The sequence below is a fragment of the Staphylococcus sp. Ze2 genome, assembly GCF_048568365.1.
GTDB lineage: Bacteria > Bacillota > Bacilli > Staphylococcales > Staphylococcaceae > Staphylococcus > Staphylococcus xylosus.
Genome location: NZ_CP183486.1, coordinates 651,096 through 673,497 on the forward strand (window position 1 = coordinate 651,096; position 22,402 = coordinate 673,497).

General features: G+C 32.4%; 24 protein-coding genes. 15 read left to right on the forward strand and 9 right to left on the reverse strand.

Annotated elements, in window-relative coordinates:
• The 7 genes from nikA (at position 1) to ACM591_RS02725 (ending at position 6,554) form a co-directional block, all read left to right on the forward strand.
• Positions 1–1,473 carry a nickel ABC transporter substrate-binding protein gene (nikA, locus tag ACM591_RS02695; protein WP_326026003.1) on the forward strand — a complete coding sequence of 491 codons (1,473 nt, stop codon included), beginning with the start codon at positions 1–3 and terminating at the stop codon, positions 1,471–1,473.
• Positions 1,473–2,450, forward strand: a complete 978-nt coding sequence (gene nikB, locus ACM591_RS02700) for a nickel ABC transporter permease (RefSeq protein ID WP_029378146.1) — start codon at positions 1,473–1,475, stop codon at positions 2,448–2,450. The genes nikA and nikB overlap by 1 nt, the downstream gene beginning before the upstream one ends.
• Positions 2,450–3,271 carry a nickel transporter permease gene (gene nikC, locus ACM591_RS02705; protein WP_326009158.1) on the forward strand — a complete coding sequence of 274 codons (822 nt, stop codon included), beginning with the start codon at positions 2,450–2,452 and terminating at the stop codon, positions 3,269–3,271. The genes nikB and nikC overlap by 1 nt, the downstream gene beginning before the upstream one ends.
• A complete protein-coding gene (locus ACM591_RS02710; protein ID WP_029378148.1) occupies positions 3,264–4,043 on the forward strand; it encodes an ATP-binding cassette domain-containing protein in 780 nt (259 codons plus the stop codon). The genes nikC and ACM591_RS02710 overlap by 8 nt, the downstream gene beginning before the upstream one ends.
• Positions 4,036–4,725 (forward strand): ABC transporter ATP-binding protein, encoded by a 690-nt coding sequence (locus ACM591_RS02715; protein WP_029378149.1) that lies wholly within the window; start codon positions 4,036–4,038, stop codon positions 4,723–4,725. The genes ACM591_RS02710 and ACM591_RS02715 overlap by 8 nt, the downstream gene beginning before the upstream one ends.
• 133 nt (positions 4,726–4,858) lie before the next feature.
• Positions 4,859–5,770, forward strand: a complete 912-nt coding sequence (locus ACM591_RS02720; RefSeq protein ID WP_418354418.1) for an ABC transporter substrate-binding protein — start codon at positions 4,859–4,861, stop codon at positions 5,768–5,770.
• A gap of 367 nt (positions 5,771–6,137) precedes the next feature.
• Positions 6,138–6,554, forward strand: a complete 417-nt coding sequence (locus ACM591_RS02725) for a MarR family winged helix-turn-helix transcriptional regulator (protein WP_029378151.1) — start codon at positions 6,138–6,140, stop codon at positions 6,552–6,554.
• Positions 6,555–6,614: 60 nt separating this feature from the next.
• Here the strand turns inward: ACM591_RS02725 and ACM591_RS02730 are convergent, their stop codons facing one another.
• Both ACM591_RS02730 and ACM591_RS02735 read right to left on the reverse strand, forming a co-directional pair.
• Positions 6,615–8,045, reverse strand: coding sequence for an APC family permease (locus tag ACM591_RS02730; RefSeq protein WP_186335505.1), 1,431 nt, complete (start codon positions 8,043–8,045; stop codon positions 6,615–6,617).
• 371 nt (positions 8,046–8,416) lie between these two features.
• Entirely contained in the window at positions 8,417–9,244 is an 828-nt protein-coding gene (locus ACM591_RS02735; RefSeq protein ID WP_326026001.1) for an N-acyl homoserine lactonase family protein, read from the reverse strand.
• A gap of 353 nt (positions 9,245–9,597) precedes the next feature.
• Here ACM591_RS02735 and ACM591_RS02740 point away from each other — a divergent pair, with 353 nt between their 5' ends.
• Entirely contained in the window at positions 9,598–9,978 is a 381-nt protein-coding gene (locus ACM591_RS02740; RefSeq protein ID WP_029378154.1) for a VOC family protein, read from the forward strand.
• A 57-nt stretch (positions 9,979–10,035) separates the two neighbouring features.
• Positions 10,036–10,845, forward strand: coding sequence for a Cof-type HAD-IIB family hydrolase (locus ACM591_RS02745; protein ID WP_038679199.1), 810 nt, complete (start codon positions 10,036–10,038; stop codon positions 10,843–10,845).
• 60 nt (positions 10,846–10,905) lie between these two features.
• Here the strand turns inward: ACM591_RS02745 and ACM591_RS02750 are convergent, their stop codons facing one another.
• Both ACM591_RS02750 and ACM591_RS02755 read right to left on the reverse strand, forming a co-directional pair.
• On the reverse strand, positions 10,906–11,328 hold the full coding sequence (locus tag ACM591_RS02750) for a universal stress protein (protein ID WP_029378156.1): 423 nt from the start codon (positions 11,326–11,328) through the stop codon (positions 10,906–10,908).
• Positions 11,329–11,422: 94 nt separating this feature from the next.
• Positions 11,423–12,487 (reverse strand): quinone-dependent dihydroorotate dehydrogenase, encoded by a 1,065-nt coding sequence (locus tag ACM591_RS02755; protein ID WP_326026000.1) that lies wholly within the window; start codon positions 12,485–12,487, stop codon positions 11,423–11,425.
• A gap of 261 nt (positions 12,488–12,748) precedes the next feature.
• Between ACM591_RS02755 and ACM591_RS02760 the strand changes: the two genes are divergently transcribed.
• Positions 12,749–13,603 (forward strand): fructosamine kinase family protein, encoded by an 855-nt coding sequence (locus ACM591_RS02760; protein WP_029378158.1) that lies wholly within the window; start codon positions 12,749–12,751, stop codon positions 13,601–13,603.
• Between the two features lie 72 nt (positions 13,604–13,675).
• Here the strand turns inward: ACM591_RS02760 and ACM591_RS02765 are convergent, their stop codons facing one another.
• A complete protein-coding gene (locus tag ACM591_RS02765; RefSeq protein WP_029378159.1) occupies positions 13,676–13,909 on the reverse strand; it encodes a DUF896 domain-containing protein in 234 nt (77 codons plus the stop codon).
• Entirely contained in the window at positions 13,887–14,864 is a 978-nt protein-coding gene (locus ACM591_RS02770) for an LLM class oxidoreductase (RefSeq protein ID WP_029378160.1), read from the reverse strand. Before ACM591_RS02770 ends, ACM591_RS02765 begins: the two co-directional genes overlap by 23 nt.
• A 301-nt stretch (positions 14,865–15,165) precedes the next feature.
• On the opposite strand from ACM591_RS02770, the gene ACM591_RS02775 reads away from it, so the two are divergent.
• Positions 15,166–15,957, forward strand: a complete 792-nt coding sequence (locus ACM591_RS02775) for a trypsin-like serine peptidase (RefSeq protein WP_029378161.1) — start codon at positions 15,166–15,168, stop codon at positions 15,955–15,957.
• Positions 15,958–16,078: 121 nt separating this feature from the next.
• Here the strand turns inward: ACM591_RS02775 and ACM591_RS02780 are convergent, their stop codons facing one another.
• Positions 16,079–16,642 (reverse strand): TetR/AcrR family transcriptional regulator, encoded by a 564-nt coding sequence (locus ACM591_RS02780; protein WP_029378162.1) that lies wholly within the window; start codon positions 16,640–16,642, stop codon positions 16,079–16,081.
• Between the two features lie 179 nt (positions 16,643–16,821).
• Entirely contained in the window at positions 16,822–17,793 is a 972-nt protein-coding gene (locus ACM591_RS02785; protein ID WP_326026682.1) for a multidrug resistance efflux transporter family protein, read from the reverse strand.
• 352 nt (positions 17,794–18,145) lie between these two features.
• Here ACM591_RS02785 and ACM591_RS02790 point away from each other — a divergent pair, with 352 nt between their 5' ends.
• The 3 genes from ACM591_RS02790 to ACM591_RS02800 all read left to right on the forward strand — a co-directional run bounded on the left by ACM591_RS02790 (position 18,146) and on the right by ACM591_RS02800 (position 21,322).
• Complete coding sequence (locus ACM591_RS02790; protein WP_326025998.1) at positions 18,146–19,498, forward strand: amino acid permease; 1,353 nt, start codon at positions 18,146–18,148, stop codon at positions 19,496–19,498.
• Between the two features lie 56 nt (positions 19,499–19,554).
• Positions 19,555–20,499, forward strand: a complete 945-nt coding sequence (locus ACM591_RS02795; protein WP_029378165.1) for a nucleoside hydrolase — start codon at positions 19,555–19,557, stop codon at positions 20,497–20,499.
• 301 nt (positions 20,500–20,800) lie between these two features.
• Positions 20,801–21,322, forward strand: coding sequence for a M23 family metallopeptidase (locus ACM591_RS02800; protein ID WP_225489609.1), 522 nt, complete (start codon positions 20,801–20,803; stop codon positions 21,320–21,322).
• 103 nt (positions 21,323–21,425) lie between these two features.
• On the opposite strand, the gene ACM591_RS02805 is transcribed toward ACM591_RS02800, so the two are convergent.
• On the reverse strand, positions 21,426–21,779 hold the full coding sequence (locus tag ACM591_RS02805; protein WP_029378167.1) for a DUF488 domain-containing protein: 354 nt from the start codon (positions 21,777–21,779) through the stop codon (positions 21,426–21,428).
• 136 nt (positions 21,780–21,915) lie between these two features.
• Between ACM591_RS02805 and ACM591_RS02810 the strand changes: the two genes are divergently transcribed.
• Positions 21,916–22,344, forward strand: a complete 429-nt coding sequence (locus ACM591_RS02810; RefSeq protein ID WP_029378168.1) for a 6-pyruvoyl trahydropterin synthase family protein — start codon at positions 21,916–21,918, stop codon at positions 22,342–22,344.
• Positions 22,345–22,402 lie beyond the last annotated feature (58 nt).

Sequence of the window (22,402 nt, forward strand, 5' to 3'; positions counted from 1 at the left end):
GTGAAAAAAATTGTTTCATTACTTGCAATATCAGCCGTAGTCTTAGCGGGGTGTAGTGGTTCAGGCAATGAGTCCAAAGGAAAAACTTTAGACGTTGAACTGCCATTAAAAACAACTTCTATTGCACCTTATGAGACAGACGTGCCTGTGAAAATAGGTGCTGCAGAAGCTTTATTTAAAGCTGGTGCAGATGGTAAAGTTGAAAAAGTATTGGTTGATTCATACAAACAAAAATCACCAACACAATTGGATATTAAGTTAAAAGATGATATTAAATTCCAAAATGGTAAGAAAATGACAGGCGAAGCGGTAAAAGCTAGTTTGGAAGAAAGTATTAAGAAAAGTGATCTCGTTAAAGGGTCGCTTCCAATTAAAGATATTAATGTAGATGGTCAAAATATTACGATTACTACAAAAGAAGCTTATCCTGAATTAGTGTCAGAGTTAGCAAGTCCGTTTTCTGCAATTTACGATACAGAGGTAGAAGATGTTAATAAAACGCCTGTTGGTACAGGACCATACCAAATTAAACACTATAAGCAATCTCAAAATATCAAGTTAGATCGTTTTGATGATTACTGGCAAGGTAAACCTAAGCTAGATCATGTAAATGTTACATATCAAGAAGATGGTAATGCACGTACAAGTGATTTAGCATCAGGTAAAGCTGATGTAATTACAGATGTTCCTGTTGAAAAGGAAAAAGAGTTGAAAGATGGAGATAAGACAACTACTGATACAGTATCAGGATTTAGAACGTCATTACTTATGTACAATCATGCAAGTGACAAAATGTCAAAACCTATACGTAAAGCGCTAGATAAAGTTATTAATCGTGAAAGTATCGCGCGTAATGTCTCTAAGAATCATGCTCAACCAGCTACAGGACCATTTAATACAAAATTAGATTTCATAGATAAGCAACCTATACAAAAACAAGATTTAGAAGAAGCCAAACAAATTATGAAAGAAGAAGGATATTCTGAATCGCATCCATTAAAATTAACTATATCTACGTATAATGGGCGACCAGAACTGCCTAAAATGGCACAAGTCATTCAATCAGATGCTAAAAAAGCCAATATCGATATTACTATTCGCAATGTAGATGATATTGAAGGTTATTTAAGTTATAAAAAGCAATGGGATGCCTCTTTATATAGCTTTGGTACAATACCTAGAGGAGATACAGGGTACTTCTTTAATCAGGCATACAAACCTAAAGGTGCAATTAATTCTGGAGACTATAACAATCAGAAAGTAACAGCATTAATCGATGAGTTTAATAAAACAGTAGATAAATCTGAACGTAATCGATTAACAAATGAAATTATTAGCATTACGCAAAATGATTTTGCAAATAGCTATATTTCATATATGGATAATATCGTCGGCATGAACAAAGAAGTGAAGAACTTAAAAGCAACACCCGAGGGTATCTATTTAATCGATTATAAGGTCGATAAGAAATAATGATAATTAAAAATATACTCTCTAGAATTGGACAAATGATCGTTGTATTGTTTGTCCTTTCTAGCATTACATTCATATTAATGAAACTAACACCTGGCGATCCAGTTAATAAAATTCTACATTTAGATATAGCAAATGTATCCTCAGACCAAGTAGAAGCTACAAAAGAAAAGCTAGGACTAAACCAACCAGTTGTCATACAATATTTTCAATGGTTAGGACAAATTGTACAGCTTAATTTCGGAACGAGCTACCAAACAGGTGAACCCGTAATAAAAGAATTAATTTATTATACACCGCCGACATTAAGCATTGCTTTTCTAACTATAGTGGTTGTCTTGCTAACAGCAATTCCAATGGGGATTTTAGCAGCGAAATATTATCATACGTGGGTTGATATATTTATTAGAACTGTAACATCCTTTACGGTGAGTGTTCCTTCATTCTTTTTAGGTACAATCTTAATTTATATTTTTGCGCAGAAATTTAATGTTTTGCCATCTTCAGGTATAGATACGATAGCTGGCTACATTTTACCTGTGATAGCATTGAGTGTGGGTATGAGCGCATACTATGTCAGATTGATGCGATCGAATTTAATAGAATTATACCAATCTAAAGAGGTTGAGGCTTCACGTCTTAGAGGTATGTCTGAAAGATACATTTTGTGGGGTGATTTGTTTAAACCGGCGATTTTACCTGTTATAACGGTGCTAGGTATGTCTGTGGGGAGTCTTATAGGAGGCACTGTTGTCATTGAAAATTTATTCGGAATACCAGGTATTGGGCACTTCCTAGTAGATAGTATACGTGCAAGAGATTACCCTGTTGTACAAGGTGCGGTAATTATGATTGGTTTCTTTGTGGTTTTAGCTAATACAGTAAGTGATTTATTATTGTTATGGTTAGAGCCCAAACGCCGTTTCAATAACACACGCCATCTTAAGAAACGGCAAAGACAGGATGGTGAAATATAATGAAGCAATTAAATAAACAGCATCTTATATTTTATGTGTTTGCATTGTATTTATTGGTTCTTATCATCGCACAATTTTTTGTGTCAGTAATTAACGCTTATGAGGTGAATTTAGGAAGTAGTCTTGAACTGCCGAGCTTAAACCATTGGTTAGGCACAGATGATTATGGTAGAGATTTACTTTCAAGAGTTATTATTGGTGCAAGGTATACATTGATTATTAGTTTGATTACCTTGTTGATTACGGTCATAATTGGCATGCCATTAGGATTAATTGCTGGTTACAAAAAAGGCATCGTTGATACAATTATTATGCGCATTATTGATATAGGATTAAGTATTCCTGAATTTGTCCTTATGATTGCATTTGCTAGTTTTTTTAAACCTAGTATTTGGAATTTGGTTATAGCAATTACCATTATTAAATGGATGACTTACACTAGGTTGACCCGTTCAATAGTAAGTAGTGAAATCACAAAACCTTATATACAAATGGCTCGATTATTTAACGTGCCAACACATGTCATTATCTTTAAACATTTCTTTCCACAAGTTTTACCATCTATTATTGTGCTGATGACAGTAGATTTTGGGAAAATAATATTATATATTTCATCGCTTTCATTTCTTGGTTTAGGCGCACAGCCACCTTCACCTGAATGGGGAGCAATGTTGAATACAGGCAGAGATTATATTAGTTCATATCCGTTACTTTTAATTGTTCCAGCGTGCTTAATTACAGCAACTATTCTCTTGTTTAATTTAGCTGGCGATGCATTAAGAGATAAATTATTAAAAGGAAAGCGTGATACGAATGACTAATTTATTTGAGATTAACAACTTAACAATTAAAGATGAAAGATGTACTACATTGATAGATCACATAAATCTCAATTTAAAAGCAAGTAAAGTAAATGTTTTGGTAGGAGAAAGTGGTTCGGGAAAGAGTTTGACTGCCAAAGCGTTAGTGCAACAACTACCTGATAATTTAACAATGACCTACGACAGTTTAAATTATGACAGTGAAAAATTGTTGAATATGCACGAACTTTTGGGAAAAGAAATTGGTTTTATTTCTCAAGATTATACGCATAGCTTCAATGAGCATACGAAATTAGGTAAACAATTGATTGCGATTTATAGGCAACACTATAAGATAGATAAAGCTAAGGCTAAAAAATTTGTAACGCAAGCGCTTGAATGGGTTGATTTAGTACCTGATAAAACAATGGATAGTTACCGTTTTAGTCTGTCAGGTGGGCAACTTGCTAGAGTACAAATAGCGAGTGTGTTGATGCTCAATCCGAAATTAATTATTGCTGATGAGCCCACTGCATCACTAGATGTGATAACAGGCGCTAACATTATGAACCTAATCAAACATTTGGCAGAGGTTCATAAAGTTACGCTTTTACTAATAACGCATAATTTATCACATGTTTTAAATTTTAGCGATTGGATACACGTGATCCAAAAAGGAAAAATAGTCGATTCAAACCATATACAAGCCTTTAAAAATCATGATGTAGATCCATATAGCTTGAAATTATTTAACTCCCGTAGCCAATTAAAGGAGGGGAGCAGTAATGATTAACATAAGTAACTTGAATTTTAAATATGGTCAAACCCCTATTTTAAATAATATAAATCTTACTATACAGTCAGATGAAATTGTAGGTATTGTAGGTGAGAGTGGTTCTGGTAAAACGACATTGGCACAAATTATTTTAGGTCTATTACCAGTACCTCAAGAACAATATACAAATAATAATTTTCGATTATTACCTATATTTCAACATGCTTATGATAGTTTTAACCCAAAATTTAAAATTTCCAAATCTTTAGAAGAAGCGATAAAGTATCATCGTGACTCAAACTCATATGAAGTTCGTCAGCGAATGCATATACTAATGAAAAACATGTACCTAGACGAAAAGTTATTGAATAGGTTCCCCGATCAATTAAGTGGTGGCCAATTACAACGTTTTAATACGATTCGTACATTGATGTTAGCACCAGATATGTTGGTTTGCGATGAGATTACAGCTAGCTTAGACGTTATTGCTGAGCAAAGTATGATCGGAGTATTAAAACAGTACTACGCAGATACACACAAAGGTATGTTATTAATATCTCATGATTTAGCATTTTTAAATCAAATCGTTGAACGATTAATTGTCATGAAAAATGGTGAAATCATAGATGATTTTAATATTAAATTTTTATTCGACAAACAGCGCCATGAATACACGAAACAGCTACTAGCAATTTATTAGGTAGCTGTTTTTAATTTTTAATGATAGAAAAACTATATGTTTTAATTTTAAAAATAATGTGCGTCATATTATTGAGAATCATATAACTTCATGTATAATTATATTCAATATGAGAAAAGGGGATATTTTACGCATGAAAAAAATATTATTACCATTGCTAGCTTTAATACTTATGTTAGCAGCATGTGGCAATGGTTCAAATGACAAGTCGTCAAAGGAAAATAGTGAAAAGACAGCATATAAACAAGACTCAGGAGAAAAAGTTGAAATACCGAAAAAACCTAAACGTATTGTAGTCTTAGGTGCTACATATGCTGGGGGATTGAAACAACTTGATGCCAATATCGTTGGCGTAGCTAATATTGTAAACGATAGTAAAGTTTTAAAAGATAAATTTAAAGATGTAGAAAAAGTAGATGCTGAAAATGTTGAAAGTGTAGCAAAACTAAAACCAGATTTGATAATTACGTACAATACAGATAAAAATATCAAAAAATTAAATAAAGTTGCACCTACAATAGCTTTTGACTATATGAAACATGACTATAAAGAACAACATAAAGAGTTAGGTAAAATTGTAGGTAAAGAAGATAAAGCAGACGCATGGGTTAAGCAATGGGAAGAAAAAACGAAAGACGATGGAAAAGAAATTAAAGACGCAATTGGTGCAGATACTACAGTATCAATTATTAAAGACTTTGATAAAAAAATCTACGCCTTAGGAAAAACATATGGCCACGGCAGTGAAATTCTATATGATTCCTTTGGACTGAAAATGCCTGAAAAAGTAGAAAAAGCAACACAAGAAAATGATTTGGCAGATATCTCTGAAGAACAAATTCCTGAAATGACAGGTGATTACGTGGTAACACCAGTTGCTAAAGGCAGTGATTTATCATTCGAAAATAAAGATGTTTGGAAGAATACAGATGCAGTGAAAAAAGGGCAAACGTTTAAAGTAGATGAAGGTATTTACTGGTTAAATGATCCTTATTCATTAGATTATGAACGTAAAGATTTAAAAGAAAAATTATTACAACATTAATTGATTTATAACACCATGCTCTAATAAAGCATCAATCTATTCTTTATAATGGATTGATGCTTTTTAGTGAGCACTTTTTAGGTATTATTTTTGGTCAAACAGAAGTTTAATAATTAATTGGTATTAAGGATGTATAAATGTTTTAGCAATACTTATCAAATTTATGTATTAATTGATAAAGGTCTCAGCAAATATTTCAATATACGTTATGATGATGTAAAATATTAATAACAATTAATAAATTGAGTATTAGGGATTTATATATGAAGGATGTATATTACATTGGCTAACTTTAATATAAATGATTTTTTATGAGTAAAAGATAAACTATGAGAAGTAATCATAGATATATCTTTGGGAGGATATGATGGAAAAACAACAAAAAATCGATAATTGGGTACAATTAACCAAATACGTTCATTATATAGAAACATTAATTGAGAAAAAAATGAAGCAATCTTACAATTTAAGTTTGAAAGAATTTTATGTATTATATGAAATTTATAAAGCTAAAGGAAAAAAATACAAAATTAATGATTTGATAAAAATTGTTGATTTAAGCCAAAGTGCAATGTCTAGATTGATTGTACGAATAGAAAAACCAGAAAAAGCATTAGTTGTAAGGCAAGAATGTGTTGAAGATCAACGTGCTATGTATATCTATTTAACAGAAGAAGGACTTAAAATCACAGAATCGGCTTTAAATACCTATGAAAAATTAATTAAAAAAGTAGACTTTTCTAATATTCGTAAGTTATCCCAAATAGATGAGGATGAAGATTAATCTTTTGCTAACATATAAAACAGGTTCGCAACATTAATGTTCCGAACCTGTTTTTGTTTATTAAGAAGGTTTTCCTTTTTTAGAATGTCTCACACCGTATACGAGATAAATAATTAGCCCTATGATAAACCAGGCAAGTGTATATAATTTTGCTTCTGAACCTAGTCCCCAGAATACGATGACTACACTCACGAATGTGATAACGGGCATTACAGGATAAAAAGGCATTTTGAATGCTGGTACTGGAATGTCTTTACCTTCTCTAGGGCGTAAACCAAAAATTCCTATAGAAACAAACATAAACGCGACAAGTGTACCGGCAGATATTAATTGAGCCAAGAACGCAAATGGGAACATTGACCCAATAATAACTGCAATGATAGTAAGTATTATTAGTGCGCGATTAGGCAAGTTTTTATTATTTAATTTTCCTAACCAAGAAGGTAAGAGACCGTCTCGACCAAAAGAATACAGTAAGCGCGAACCTGCTAACATCATACCGATGAGTGCTGTGAACATACCGATTACAGAAATTGCTTGTACTATTGCAGCTACTACACCAAATCCACTTTGTCTTAAAGCCCAACCAACAGGTTCTGCGTTACCAGCATATGCTGAGTACGTGAACATGCCGACAAGCACAAGTGAAACTGCAACAAATAGTACTACTGCAATTAATAGTGAACCTAAGATTCCTCTAGGCATTGTTTTTTGTGGATTGATTGCTTCGGCCGAATTAGCAGCAATTGAATCAAAACCAATATATGCTAAGAAAATCATAGACACACCAGCATAGATACCTTGCCACCCTCCAAAGGATCCAGTTTCGGTAACTTTATGTTCTGGAATAAATGGTACATAATTACTGAAATCAATAACTGTTAAACCTACGACAATAAATAATAATACGGCTAATACTTTAATGACGACAAGTATATTTTCGATACGTGCAGCTGCTGATACGCCGTATGCTAATAAGCAAGTTGTAAGAATAATTACGATAGCTGCGACAATATCAATGACACCACCATCATTACCTAATGTGTTAGAAAGTGATTTTGGTAATTCGAGTCCTAATGGTGAAACTAAACCACGTAAGTTCGCAGAGAAACCTGATGCAACAAAGGCGACAGCAATAAAGTATTCTGCAAGTAAGGCCCATCCTGCTACCCAGCCAAACACCTCACCAAATACTACATTTATCCATGAATAAGCCGAACCAGCAAAAGGCATTGCAGACGACATTTCAGCATATGCAAAAGAAACAAGACCAGCTACTACTGCTGCTAGTAAGAATGAAAGTGCAACTGCAGGACCTGTGTGTTGTGCTGCAACGACTCCGGGCAGCGTGAAAATAGAAGTAGAAACTATGGTGCCGACACCTAAAGCTAAAAAATCCTTAACTCGTAATGTTCTATTTAAATGAGCATCTTTCACTTGATAAACGGATGGTTCCGCCCTTTTAAAAATTTTGTTAAAAAAATCTTTCATAATAAACCTCTCCCAATGAATACTATATCGTAAAACTTTATAACTAAATTATGATAATTTATATCATAGCATAAATACTTCTAAATATTCAGAAAATTTTGTGAAATTTATATGTAAAATAGTGAAATATAGCTCGTTTGAGTGTTATTAGTTGTTTAAAGTGATTATTTACTCTTTTGTGTGGTGGTGAATCTTGTAATCTATTGATTTTAGAAATATATATAAAGGGCGAGAATGAGTATAATTAAATTATCACTCACTCTCGCCCTTACAAGCTAAGTTTATCTATTCATATATTAAGATTATTATATTTATATTTATATTGTGTTTGATTATCATAGTTGCACATCAAATACCAAACTTTATTGTCTTTATAATGAAATGACTTGTGGTTGGACTTCGACATCATGATTGGCAATCGCTTTGATACAGTGTTCGTCTATTGCTTGGGCTTTTACCCAATTTAATGATTTGATTGCATCATCTTTATTTATTACGAGACCAGGCAAAATGCCGTTTTTCCAAGATTTTTCAGCATAACCTACATCTGAGGCCAACAATAAATATGGTGCATCATCTTTATGCGCTTTAACACGTGTAGTACATAGTCCAGCGCTATGCCCAGGTGTATGAATAAACTCGAGTGTACCATCACCAAATAAATCAAAGGATTTACCTGTAGGTCCAATACCATTATCTGTTAAAGGATAAGTTTGAATATTAATATTGTCCCATTGGTGTGGAAGATAGTGAATTTTATCGTTATTTGCAGCATTCCATTCTAATTCACTGACTAAGATATTTTTTGCATCAGCTACATGTGCCAAGCCATCAGCATGATCACAGTGTAAATGACTCAACATCACATAATCTATATCAGTAGGTTGATAGCCTAATGCTTCAATTTGTTCATGTACAGCGGAACCTTTAGGTAGAACTGATTTGTTTATTGGATATTGAAAAGCTAAATTTTTAATAGGCTTTGTTCGATTGATTTCATGCCAACCCGTATCAATTAGAACAAGGCCCTTTGGATGCTCTATAAGATAGACAGATACAGGTAGACGCAGTTGGTTCTTTTTAGATCTAAATAATCCAGTCCATGCTAAAGGGGGATTATATTTATAGTTGAATGGTAATGCTTCATCTACTATCACTGAACCAGTGTGTAAGACGTGCACATTGATTGTACTAGTCATTTTATTTTACTCCTTTTAGTTAAAACAATATGGCTAATGTAAAACGAATAATCAGAGATATGTAGGATTTGATTATTCAAATGCCATAAAATACTGATGATTAATAATATACTTTAATTTCATCATAATTTGGTTATAACTATCTTTAGATGCTTTAAAGTGTTGAAAATAAGCAAATAAGATGTTAAAAACTTTAACTCATTTAGAGATTATGTGTCAAATAAATATGAATTTATTATCGTAGTTTATTAAGGAAATTACCGTATAAGCGAGAAAGACGAGGGATGAGATAGTTTCATTATAGCGCTTTAAAAGTGGAGTATGGTATGGTGATTAAAAATGGGGGGACTAAAATGAATATACAATCATCTTGGCTTAATCTACCGGTAGAGGATTTAGCAGCAAGTGAAACATTTTTTAGTGAAATAGGTTTTACAATTAAAAGGAACGAAGCAGTTTTAGATAAAATGAGAGGAATTGAAACTTTAGATAATAAAATCATAATGCTTATTGAACGCAATCAATTTGAGAAAGTTGCTCAAGTTTCAAATGTCGGAAGTAATAGTGCATTAATTTCTATTTCTGTGGCTGAACCAGAAGATGTGGATTATTTATTAGAACAAGTTGAAGCGTCAGGTGGACAAGTTCTACAAAGTGGTACTATGCATGAAGGTTATTATGGCGGTTTATTTAAAGATATTGATGGTCACCTTTTTAATATTATTGTAATGTAGTTTAAACAAGTATATGACTATTTAATTATACCTCGAAAACAGAAAGGAGTATCAATGATGATAAAAGCAATCGCAGTAGATAAAGATGGTACATTTTTAAAATCAGATCACACATATGATAAGGCATATTTTGAGAAAATATTTTATGAATTGAAACGGCAAGATATTAAATTTATTGTGGCAAGTGGTAATCAATATGCTCAATTACAGTCATTTTTTCCAGAAAAAGATCAACATATTACGTATGTTGCTGAAAACGGTGCTGTTACTTATTATGATAATGAATTGGTGACATCTTACTATTTTGATCCACAACTTATTTATGATGTAGTGGAGACACTTACAGCAGACTTTGAGTTAACGGACATTGTATTGAGTGGTATTCAATCAGCTTATGTCAAGCAGACAAGCAGCGAAGAATTTTTGAATTTTATTAGTAATTACTATTATGATATTGAAAAAGTAGAGTCCTTTGAGCAAATAGAGGATGATAATTTTGTGAAAGTTGCTATGCGCATCAAAGATAAAGATTTAGTTAAAGAAGTTATGGATACATTAGAAACTAAATTTAGAGGAGAGTTACGCGCAGTAACAAGTGGTAACGACAGTGTAGATCTTATTTTACCAAATGTTAATAAAGGTGTTGCAATTCAAGATATATTAAAACAATGGGGTATTGAACAAGACGCGTTATTAGCATTTGGAGATGCCAATAATGATTTAGAAATGTTAGGTTTAACTACACATAGCTACGCGATGGCTAATTGCAGTCCGGAGGTAGAAGCGGTTGCCCAGCATAAAGCACCTTCAAATGATGACTCTGGTGTCTTACAAGTGATTGAACAGTATTTGAAGCAACATCAATAAAAAATAAACTCAATGTCTCTATCATAAATGAATAGAAGCATTGAGTTTTTTGTATGAAGGCTAATTTATAATAAGTACGGGTATATCCACGTTACTTGCAATCTTGTGTGTCACATTACCAAGTATATTTTTAATATCTGATTTTGTACGCGTATTACTCATTACAACAATATCATAGCTGTGTTCTTTAATTTCTGACAAAATTGAGTTTTTGATGTAGCCAGTACTAAATCTAATATTTACATTTAAACCTAGGTCTTTTAATTGATTAACAAAAGGTTCGAGTAATTCGCTTTTTTCATGTGCCAAATCTTCAAAATGTTTATTATCATACCGTACTGAAGTTTCTAACTCACTTTCCGGTATAACATGAAACACTGTGATTTCAGCATCATCCACGCCAACGGTTAGATTTTGCAACGCTTCAGGTACATTGTTAAACGAATTATCAAAATCGTAAGCTAATAATATATTTTTATACATAATGGCACTACCTCCTTTTATTATACATATACCCTATTATTATTAAAGTAAAAGAGGCAGTGCAAGAATGAGTGCAAACAAGCACCTAGAAATATTAGGCGTCTAATCCAATAATTTCACTAACGTTATTATAACCATTAGATTTGAGATAAAGTGCTAGTTGCTTATTTAATTTTTGAGTTAATCCAGGTCCTTCAAAAACTAAAGAACTATATATTTGCACTAATGAAGCACCACTACGTAACATTTTAATGACATCAGCATCATTGAAAATACCACCTGTACCAATAATTAAGAATTTGCCATTTGTTTGCTTATAAGCATATGAAATTAATTCTAGATTGCGGTTGAATAACGGTCTTCCACTCAATCCGCCTGTTTCATGACGGTTGTCTGAATTTAAATGCTCACGTTGCTGAGTTGTATTAGCTAGTATAATACCGTCAAAAGTTTGCGTTATCGGCTCTAGCATTTGACCAAGACCGTCTAATGTTAAATCAGATGTAAGCTTGATGAAAATAGGTACATTTAGATTTTGATTTTCTTTATAAGATTGAATAGCTTCGCACAATTGGGCGAATTCATCTTTATCATGGAAACTTTGTAGATTTTTTGTATTAGGAGAGCTGATGTTCACCGTGAAAAAAGTAACGTCATTTTCAAATGTATCTATAACTTTAATATAATCTTCATATCGCGCATCATGAGATGTAGTCTTGTTAACCCCAACATTTAGACCTATCGGAATTTGATAACTATATTTACGTAGATTACTTAAAGCTTTATTCATGCCTAAATTATTAAAACCCATTCTGTTAATCAGTGCGTTATCTTCTACTAAGCGATACATACGTGGTTTGGGATTACCGGGTTGTGGTTTAGGTGTGATACCCCCTAATTCAAGTGCACCAAAACCAGCGTTTTCTAAGGCTTTAGGTACTTCACAAGATTTATCAAACCCAGCTGCTAATCCAATTGGGTTCTCGAAATGTATGCCTTTGATATTTTGGTGTAAGTGTTCATTTTTATAGTGGAATAATTGGTTAACAACAGGTAAAAGTTTTGGATATTTTTGGACGAATTTGAGTGCGTTAATTGTCATCCCGTGCGCTTTTTCAGGATCTATTTGGAATAAAATAGGTTTGATGAGTTTGTACATATCATAATCGCTCCATTTATCAAATTATTTGTAATAAAACTATGTATTGTGATGAGTGCCTAATCAATTTTGTAAAAGTAAAATTGAAAATGATGTCTTTAATAGACTAGCATTTTACGTATTATATGCCTAGAGTAAATAAAAGAATTATTAAAACTTTCACATATAATTTATTTGAACTTGTGTGTGATTACATAAGATGAAAAAAGGCAATAATAATGATGTGCTTATTTTAAATTTTAACAATTGGAGGTATAACTCATGAAACAGTCATGGCAAACACAACTGCCTTTAAATAATATAAAGTCTATTTCACCTGTTAACGGTGGAGATGTAAATGAAGCATTTAAAATTGAAACAGCTGAGGAAATTTATTTTTTATTAGTTCAACGAAACCGAAACGCATCTTTTTTTGATGCTGAAATTTCAGGTTTAGAGCTTTTTGAAGAAGCTGGGATTACTGCCCCACGAGTAATAGGTAGTGGTGAAATTGAGGGTGACGCTTATTTACTATTAACTTATTTGGATGAAGGTTATTCAGGGAGTCAAGAAGCATTGGGGGAATTAGTAGCCCAAATGCATAGTCAGCAACAAAAAAATGACAAGTTTGGTTTTGATTTGCCTTATGAAGGCGGGGATATAAAATTTGATAATAGCTGGACAGATAGTTGGATAACATTATTTGTAGATCGACGCTTAGATCATCTGAAAGATACCTTAGTAGAGCAGGGCGCTTGGAGCGACGACGATGTTAAACAATATGAATCTGCACGTTCAGTAATTGTAGATACATTAAAACAACATCCAAGTAAACCTTCTTTATTGCACGGCGATTTATGGGGCGGCAATTATATGTTCCTGGCAGATGGTTCGCCAGCGTTATTTGACCCAGCGCCATTATATGGGGATAGAGAATTTGATTTGGGTATTACTACTGTGTTTGGTGGCTTTACAGAGGAGTTTTACGATGAATATGATAAATACTATCCACTAAATAAAGGGGTAGAACAGAGGCTCGAATTCTATAGATTATACTTATTGATGGTTCACTTAGTTAAATTTGGTGATATGTATGCGGGAAGTGTTAAACGTTCTATGAAACAAATCTTGGCATAATAAGATATAAAAAAAGGAGCGAGCAAGCAATCTATCTTAAACTAGATTGCTGACTCACTCCTTTTTTGTGATTTAGTTAAGATCTAATGTTCCCATTTCTTCACGTAATTTATAAACTTTATCTGGTGTTACATCTTCACCTAATGGATCAACTACTTTCATTGTTGAAAATGTGTTAATAACTTGTCCACGAATCATTTGTAAATATTCTTGTCTTAATGTGTGTTGCTCTTGTTTTTCTTCAACACTCAATACTTCTACTTTTTCTTTATTTGCAAGTTCATTAATTCTGTCTAATAATGTCATTTTTATATTCCTCCTGTAATAAATGTGGCGGGAAATGTGGTATTACATAATCGCCAATTTCTGTTAATAATGATTTATATGATCTATCGCTTGATTTTAAATGTAACATAATATGATTTGTGCCAATTTTTTCATAGGATTTTAGAATTTTTATTAAAGTATTTCTACCTAAACGATAACCACCTTTAATAGGTTTCACTAATTCGTTCGGTTGGTTTGATAAATCTACAACAAGCGGGTGCATAAATGGTTTGAAAGTATCATTGTTGTGCCATTCTTGAAGTAGCGTTTTCTGTTGTTGAAATGGTTGTGGGTAAAACATTAATCCGTCCATATTTGACTTTAACCAAGACATTTGTTGTTTTGAATATCCTGTGGCAAACATTGGGATATGTTTATGCTTTGGCAACATTTGTAGCCCTGAATCTTCGTATAGTTCAAATATTGAGTTCGATATATCTGGTGAATGTACTTGCCATAACTCATTTATAGCCGAAATAGCATCTTGAAATGTTTCTGTTAACTGTTCTTCTTTTATCTTAAATGTAGGAAATTCAAATTTACGGTCTCCCGTCGCCATACCTAACAAAAAGCGCTCATTTGAAATTAAGTCAAGAGAAGTAGCAGCCTTAGCTATATGAATCGGATGACGTAATGTAGCAACAATGCTAGAGGTTCCGAGAGCGATTTTAGATGTTTTGGCACTGAGATAAGATAAAAATACAAATGGATCGTAGTTTGTCGTTACATTTCCTAGATGTGGACTATAAAGCGGACTGTCACGTACAAATAGGCTAGTAAATCCGAGTTCTTCAGCAAATTGAGCTAACTCAATTTGATTTTCAAATGATAATTCATGGTCTTCCGAATTGTCGAAAGGAAATGCTAACCCTAAGGTCAAGTGATCCTTTTGAAAAGTTCGTTGGAAGCCATGATGGTGTTGGATTGTTGTCACGTCTATCCCTCCTAACTTTTAATTTACAACACGAATTGTCTAACTAACACCTGTTGTATAGATGTATTGTATAACGTGTTTCTGTTTAAAGCAAACAACATGTTTATGCATATATCGTGTAAACAACAAATAATGTTAAATGTTGTTTAGATATGCAAATCTTTATTTAATGAATATAAATTATTCTATAAATAATGAAATGCTTTTTCACAAAGAAATTTAAAATATAATATAATTTGATTATTTTTAGAAACTTCTTTAAATTGAAGAAGAGATTTATATTTTATTGGAGGGTTAATTTATGTTGAAAAGAATATTAATTAATAGTATTGCATGTGCTTTTATTGCTGCATTGTCATTAGCAATGTTTAATAGTGATAGTAAGGTCGATGCTCAGAATACTAATGCAACAGCGCAAGATACTGAAGCGACGCAAAATACAGCAGATCGTCCTGCTGAAAACAAAGCAATGCCAAGAGTTATATTACCCAACGAAGATAGAACACAAATTGAAAATACAAATAGTGGACATTATCAATCTATTGGTTATATCAATATTGGAGACAATATCGCAACAGGTGTTGTAATAGATAAGAATACGGTGTTAACGAATAAACATGTTGCAGACCTTTCAGATGGCAACATGACCTTTGCACCAGCTGCCCAAGATGCTGATACATTTCCTAATGGTTCTTTTACTGAAAAAGAAATAAAAGCGTACCCTGGTGAGGAAGACTTAGTGGTTGTTCATTTTAATAAAAATAAAAACGGTCAATCAGTAGGTGATGTTGTTCAACCAGCAACGTTACAAGACGCTTCAAATGTTAGTAAAGGTGCACCTATAACAGTTACTGGTTATCCTGGAGATAAGTCACTAGCGACAATGTGGGAAAGTAAAGGTGAGATTTTAGCTAATAATAGCAATATACTTACATATGATGCGAGTACTTATGGTGGTAACTCTGGTTCACCACTCTTTAATGAAAATAATGAAGTCATTGGATTACATCAAGGTGGTATTGAAGGCGAAAGTAATAGCGCAGTGGCGATAACAGGTAAAGTGTTAGATTTTATAAATGAAAATAGAGAATAAAGAATTAAGAAATATACATTTGAAATTGTAAAATGATATTTAAATTACAGTATAAAATATAAAGCGGAGCTATAAAATCAAAAATGCCATTTGGTTTTATAGCTCCGCTCTTTAAATATATTTAATTAGTATTTTGATTCATTAGGAAAGGAAGTGCTTGTTTAATATAAGTTTGAGCTGGTAATTGACTCGTATGGAACCAATGCTTTGCCGTTCCATAAAGTCCCCAAGACAAAAATCTCGCAGTTGTAGCAAGCGTTTCACGATTTTCGTTAACGTGTTGTTGTACTAGCAGTGTTAAAAAGATATCTTCTAATTCTTCTTTCACCTTTTTCTCTACAACTTGTCCATAAGCTTCACTATTTAACTTGCATTCATTATGCGTCTGTTGAATATAGTTTGTGATAGTAATAAAACTTTTACATAGTGTTTCTTCATTAAGTTTCGTTGATATATTTAATGAGTCATTTAAGTTTTTAAGTAAAGTTTCCGATAATGTATAGTCCATAATGTCATATTTATCATAAAAATGAGCATAAAACGTTGCACGATTAACAGTTGCACGGTCTGTAATGTCTTTCACTGTTATGGATTGAAGTTTCTTTTCTTTTGCTATAGCTCGGAAGGCATCCATTAATAATTTTTTAGTTCTGGTAATTCTTGGGTCAACATGAGATGTCGGCATTGACCTTGAACCTCCTTTAATTTAAATCACTAGCATATTATTCGATATAAATTATCTTGCTTTCAAAGGAGAATGTCAATGTGACTGTTTGGTTCAAGTTGAAGACATAGTATTCATTATATTTTGAAAATCGTTTTGAAGTTATAACGAAATAGTATACATTGATGTAATTTGATAAATTAGTTGAAATTTTGAATCTCACTATTGTTTTCTCTAATTTTGGCATTCATAAAGCTATAAACAAAAATACCTAAAGTGATAATAATGATACCAATAATACTAATAGGATCTGGTAAAGGTAACCCTAAAAATAACATTTCACCAATGAGTGTAAAGACTATTTCGGTAGCTTGAGTTGCTTCAACAGCAGCTAATTTAGCTTGGTTGTTTTTTACTAAATTTGTCGCATAGAAAAAAAGCGTAGTCGCTATAATACCAGAAAATACAGCGACTAAAAACGTTTGTAATACTTGGTTAGCAGAGGGGAATCCACTGTTCAAAACACCGATTACAAAGATAATAGCCCAGATAGGTAACGTAACTAAAGTCATACCATAAATACGTTCAATTGTTGTTAATTCATTGTCGACAAGTTCCATCATTTTACGATTACCCAAAGGATAACTGAAAGCTCCAATGACTAGTGGAACAACAGATAGAATAAAGGTTTGCATTTCTATGGACGTAATTTGAGGTATTTGAACTAACACGACACCAAATACCATAACGCTAGAAGTACTAACAGAACGCCAAGAAATACGTTCCCTAACTTTAACTAATTGTTTATCAAGCTGAACATATTCATAAAATAAAGGTGCAAGTAATAAACCACATATAATTGTTAATTGCCATGTTGCTGATATTAACCAACCTGGACTGTAATTGGAGACAAATGTAATTGGAATATAGAAAAAGACAAAACCAAGAGTACTCCAAAGTAACCATTGTAAGAAGTGCTTTTTAATATGTCCAAGTATGTATCGGTGTCTTTTTTTTATATAAACAAAAATAAAAAGAAATGGGAACATAAATATAAAACGTAATGAGGCACTGAATAACCAATTGCCACCACTACTTGCCATTGAATGATTTAGTATAAAAGTGACTGAAAAAAATAACGCTCCGAGAATACCTATAAAGATCGCGCGCATCAAATCCCCCCTTATATATAAGTTAATATTTTTAATTTAACAGTTTTTTAAATATAAGCAAGAGTAGAATATTTATGAATACAATATAAGTAATGTATAGAAAACTTTTAAAAAAATAATTTAAGTTGAAATATGAATATAGTTGATTTATGATTGTAATATTATGTAAGCGCATACATAAAGCGGTTTGATTTTTTTATTATTGAATTAATAGTAAATATAATAGGAGAAATTATTTGCTAAAAGCATGTTAACACACTATTAATGTGATTTTGTTGTAACGTTCTTGTTCAAGTAAAAAAGTAGTAAAATAGAAATGTGCACATATTTCAAGGTTAAGGGGTTAGGAACTATGGCAGACAGATTAAAGAGAGAGTTAAGTAATAGGCATATACAATTAATTGCTATTGGTGGCGCAATAGGTACAGGTTTGTTCTTAGGAGCTGGCCAGTCTATTAGTTTGGCAGGTCCATCAATTTTACTTACATATATTATTGTAGGATTTGCATTATTTATGTTTATGCGGGCTATGGGAGAAATGTTGCTTTCAGATTCAAAATTCAATTCGTTTGCGGATATAACAAATGAATATGTTGGCCCACTCGCTGGTTTTATTACTGGTTGGACTTATTGGTTAACGTGGATTATTTCTGGTATGGCAGAAGTTACAGCGGTAGCTAAATATGTATCATTTTGGTATCCAGAAATTCCAAATTGGTTATCGGCATTAGCGTGTATTTTATTACTAATGTCATTCAATTTACTAAGTACAAGATTGTTTGGAGAGTTAGAATTTTGGTTTGCGATTATTAAGGTTGTTACTATTATCGCATTGATTATTATAGGTATTGTTATGATTGTAATGGCTTATCAAACACCATTTGGACATGCAAGTGTTTCTAATATTTATAATAATGGGGGGATTTTTCCAAATGGTATGTCAGGATTTTTAATGTCATTCCAGATGGCTATTTTTTCTTTCCTAGGTATTGAAATGATTGGTATTACAGCGGGAGAAACTAAAAATCCCCACAAAACTATTCCACAAGCTATTAATAATGTACCGTTTAGAATTTTAATATTTTATATCGGTGCACTAGCAGTCATTATTTCTATTATACCTTGGAATCAGTTAGATCCAGACAATAGTCCGTTTGTTAAAGTATTTGCGTTAGTCGGTATCCCATTTGCTGCAGGGATTATTAATTTTGTTGTGTTAACTGCAGCGGCATCTGCTTGTAATAGTGGTATATTTGCAAATAGTAGAACATTATTTGGATTAGCAGATAGAAAACAAGCGCCACCTAAATTCCAAGTAACGAATCGTAGAGGCGTACCTGTTACAGCAATATTAGTAACATGTACATTATTGCTCTTTGCAGTATTACTAAATTATTTTATACCTAATGCGACAACTGTATTTGTTTATATTAGTACGGTTTCTACAGTATTAAATATATTTATATGGACATTGATTATGATTGCGTATTATAGATATACACGTGCTCGACCTGATTTACATAAGGGAAGTAAATTCAAAATGCCTGGTGGTAAGATAATGGCGTTATGTATCATTATATTTTTTGCTTTTATTTTTTGTGTATTATTTGTAAATCCAGAGACACGAATAGGTGTTATTTTTGCGCCGTTGTGGTTAGTTGTACTTGCAATTATGTATAGACAGTACAAAAAACATGCAGTCTAATAACTTTTAACTTTGAAATATACACGTCATGTATTTTTATGATTGGAGTGAAGAATGTGAGTAAAAAAATTATTATGGATTGTGATCCAGGGCATGATGACGCGATTGCGTTAATATTAGCAGGAGCTAAAAATAGTACGTTAGATATATTAGCTGTAACAACAGTGGCTGGTAATCAATCAGTTGAAAAAAATACGAAAAATGCTTTGAATGTATTGGAAGTAATGGGAAGAGGAGATATTAGTGTATCTGTTGGTGCTACAAGACCATTGATTAAGCCAGCTTCATTTGCATCACAAATACATGGTAATAGTGGATTAGATGGTCCGAAATTACCAGAAGTACCTTCGTTAAAACCAACGCAAAGTCATGCCGTTGATGTAATAATTGAAACACTAAAACAGAGTGATGAACCTGTAACACTAGTGGCTACAGGCCCTTTGACGAATATTGCAACGGCTTTAATTAAAGAGCCAAGTATTACACAATATATAGATTCTATAACAATTATGGGTGGAGGAACCTTTGGAAATTGGACGCCTACTGCAGAATTTAATATTTGGGTTGATGCTGAAGCGGCAAAACGTGTATTTGATTGTGGCGTACCTATTAACGTGTTTGGTTTAGATGTAACACATCAAGTGTTGGCGACCGATGCCATCATCAACAGATTTAAAGCTATAGATAATCAAATTGCAAAATTTGTAGTGGAACTTTTAGAATTCTTTAAATCTACATATAAAACACACTTTAATATGGATGGTGGCCCTATACATGATGCTTGTACTATTTTGTATTTATTAGAACCCAATTTATTTACCATGCAACACACACATATTGATATCGAATACCAAAGTGCACTTACCTATGGAACGATGGCTGTTGATTTAAATGATATTACAAATAATGAAAAAAATGCTTATTTTGCGACTACTGTAGATGTTGAACGCGTATGGATATTAATGGAAGATATACTTAAAAGTTATGGTGATGCCCAATAACTAATTAGTGAAAATTTAAATGAGAGTTGTATGTACACTGTTTGGTCGTGCTTCAATACCTGTAAAATAATAATTGTACAGTTTTAAGTTATATGTGGAAGCAGAAATAAGAAATAGTTTATAGATTTTTACGTCAAACTAAAGTATGAGGTGCTTTTTAAGCGTATTATTAGTTTTTTGGAGCTATAAAAAGTATACTTATGAACTAATAATAACTATTTAAAAGGTGATTCATTTAGTGAAAAATACGTTAAAAACAATTGTACTATTAATCATTATAATCGTTCCATTTATTTTCTTAATGATGAATATGGATTATATACAAAAAAGTATAAATGAAAATTTTTCAGAAATCAGAAATCAAAATAATACAAATGAGCGCTCGACATCTTATACAGATTTTTTTGATCGAAGCAGAGAAACTGAAAATTTCGGTGAATATGAGTTTAGCGGTTTTGATGGGAAGCATTATGGAATAGATTATGATTTGCCTGAAGATACGCCAGTTAAAACTGCAACAGATGGCAAGGTTACTCGTACGTTTGAGAATGACTTAGGTGGCAAGGTAGTGCAAATAGCTGAAACGAACGGACAGTATCACCAATGGTATATGCATTTAAACCAATTTAAAGTTAAAGTAGGAGACAATGTACAAGCGGGAGATGTAATTGCACTCTCTGGTAATACGGGAGAACAAACGACCGGATCTCATCTTCATTTTCAGAGAATGAATGGTGGGATCGGTAATGATTACGCGGAAGATCCTAAAGATTTTGTTGAAAATTTACCAGATGGTGAGAAAAGTCTATACGAACTCAAATAACCAAAGCGTTTATTATAACATCATTATAAAAAACTACCGTTTACCCTAAAGTGTTGATAGGATAAGCGGTAGTTTTACGTTTGTTTACGATAATTATGGTTGTTTACTGTAGTAACTCTTGAAGCACAATAGCTTGATTATGTTTTTTATCTTTAGCAGCAAATAATAAAATAATATCTTTATCAGTCTCAGAAACTTTATTTTGCAATTCTTCAAATGCTTGTTTTTGATCAATATTTTCACGGAGTTCCTTCTTGTACTTTTCTTTAAAAGCAGCATATAACTTGGTGTCATGGTTAAACCATTTTCTTAATTCGGAAGTTGGCGCCACTTCTTTTATCCAATGATCTAAATGTGCATCGTCTTTGGCTATACCTCTTGGCCATACGCGATCTACAAGTATCCTTAAGCCTTCTTGTTGTTTGTCTTCATAAATTCTTTGAATGTATATCGTCATATAATAAACCTCCTCAAATGTTTACCTATTAGTTTAATCATTACCTTTAAAAATTGAATGAAAAACGTTTACGGATAAATATGTACTTGTTATATAAAAGGGTATATTAATAAAAATGACTATAGGAGTGACCGTAATGACTAAATTTGATCATATTCAGCCACCTGGCCAGTTTAAATATCGGGATGGCCAAGTTTTGATAAAGAATTATTATGAATTCACTTGTGATAATCGAATTTATTTTACAAATACAGCGCATAAAGACCTAGAGGATCAACAATATCAATTTAATATTGAGATTTTATCAGACATAGATAAATATGGATTGGCATTAGATTTTAATGAAGTTGATAAATTATACCAAAAAGAAATTGAACCATATCTAGATGGTCAGTTGGTAAATGATACGTTACCCGAAATGAATACAACTGCTGAAAATATTGCTATATGGATATGGGAACAATTTGAAAAAAATTTACCTAAGAACAACCAATTGCAAAAATTGGAATTTTTTGAAACGGCATCTCAAGGGCTTGTCCTAACAGCAAGTCTAATGAAGCAATGAAATTGCAATTTTGTTTTACTAACATTTTCTTTCCTTGCAATAATATCATTAGGAAATA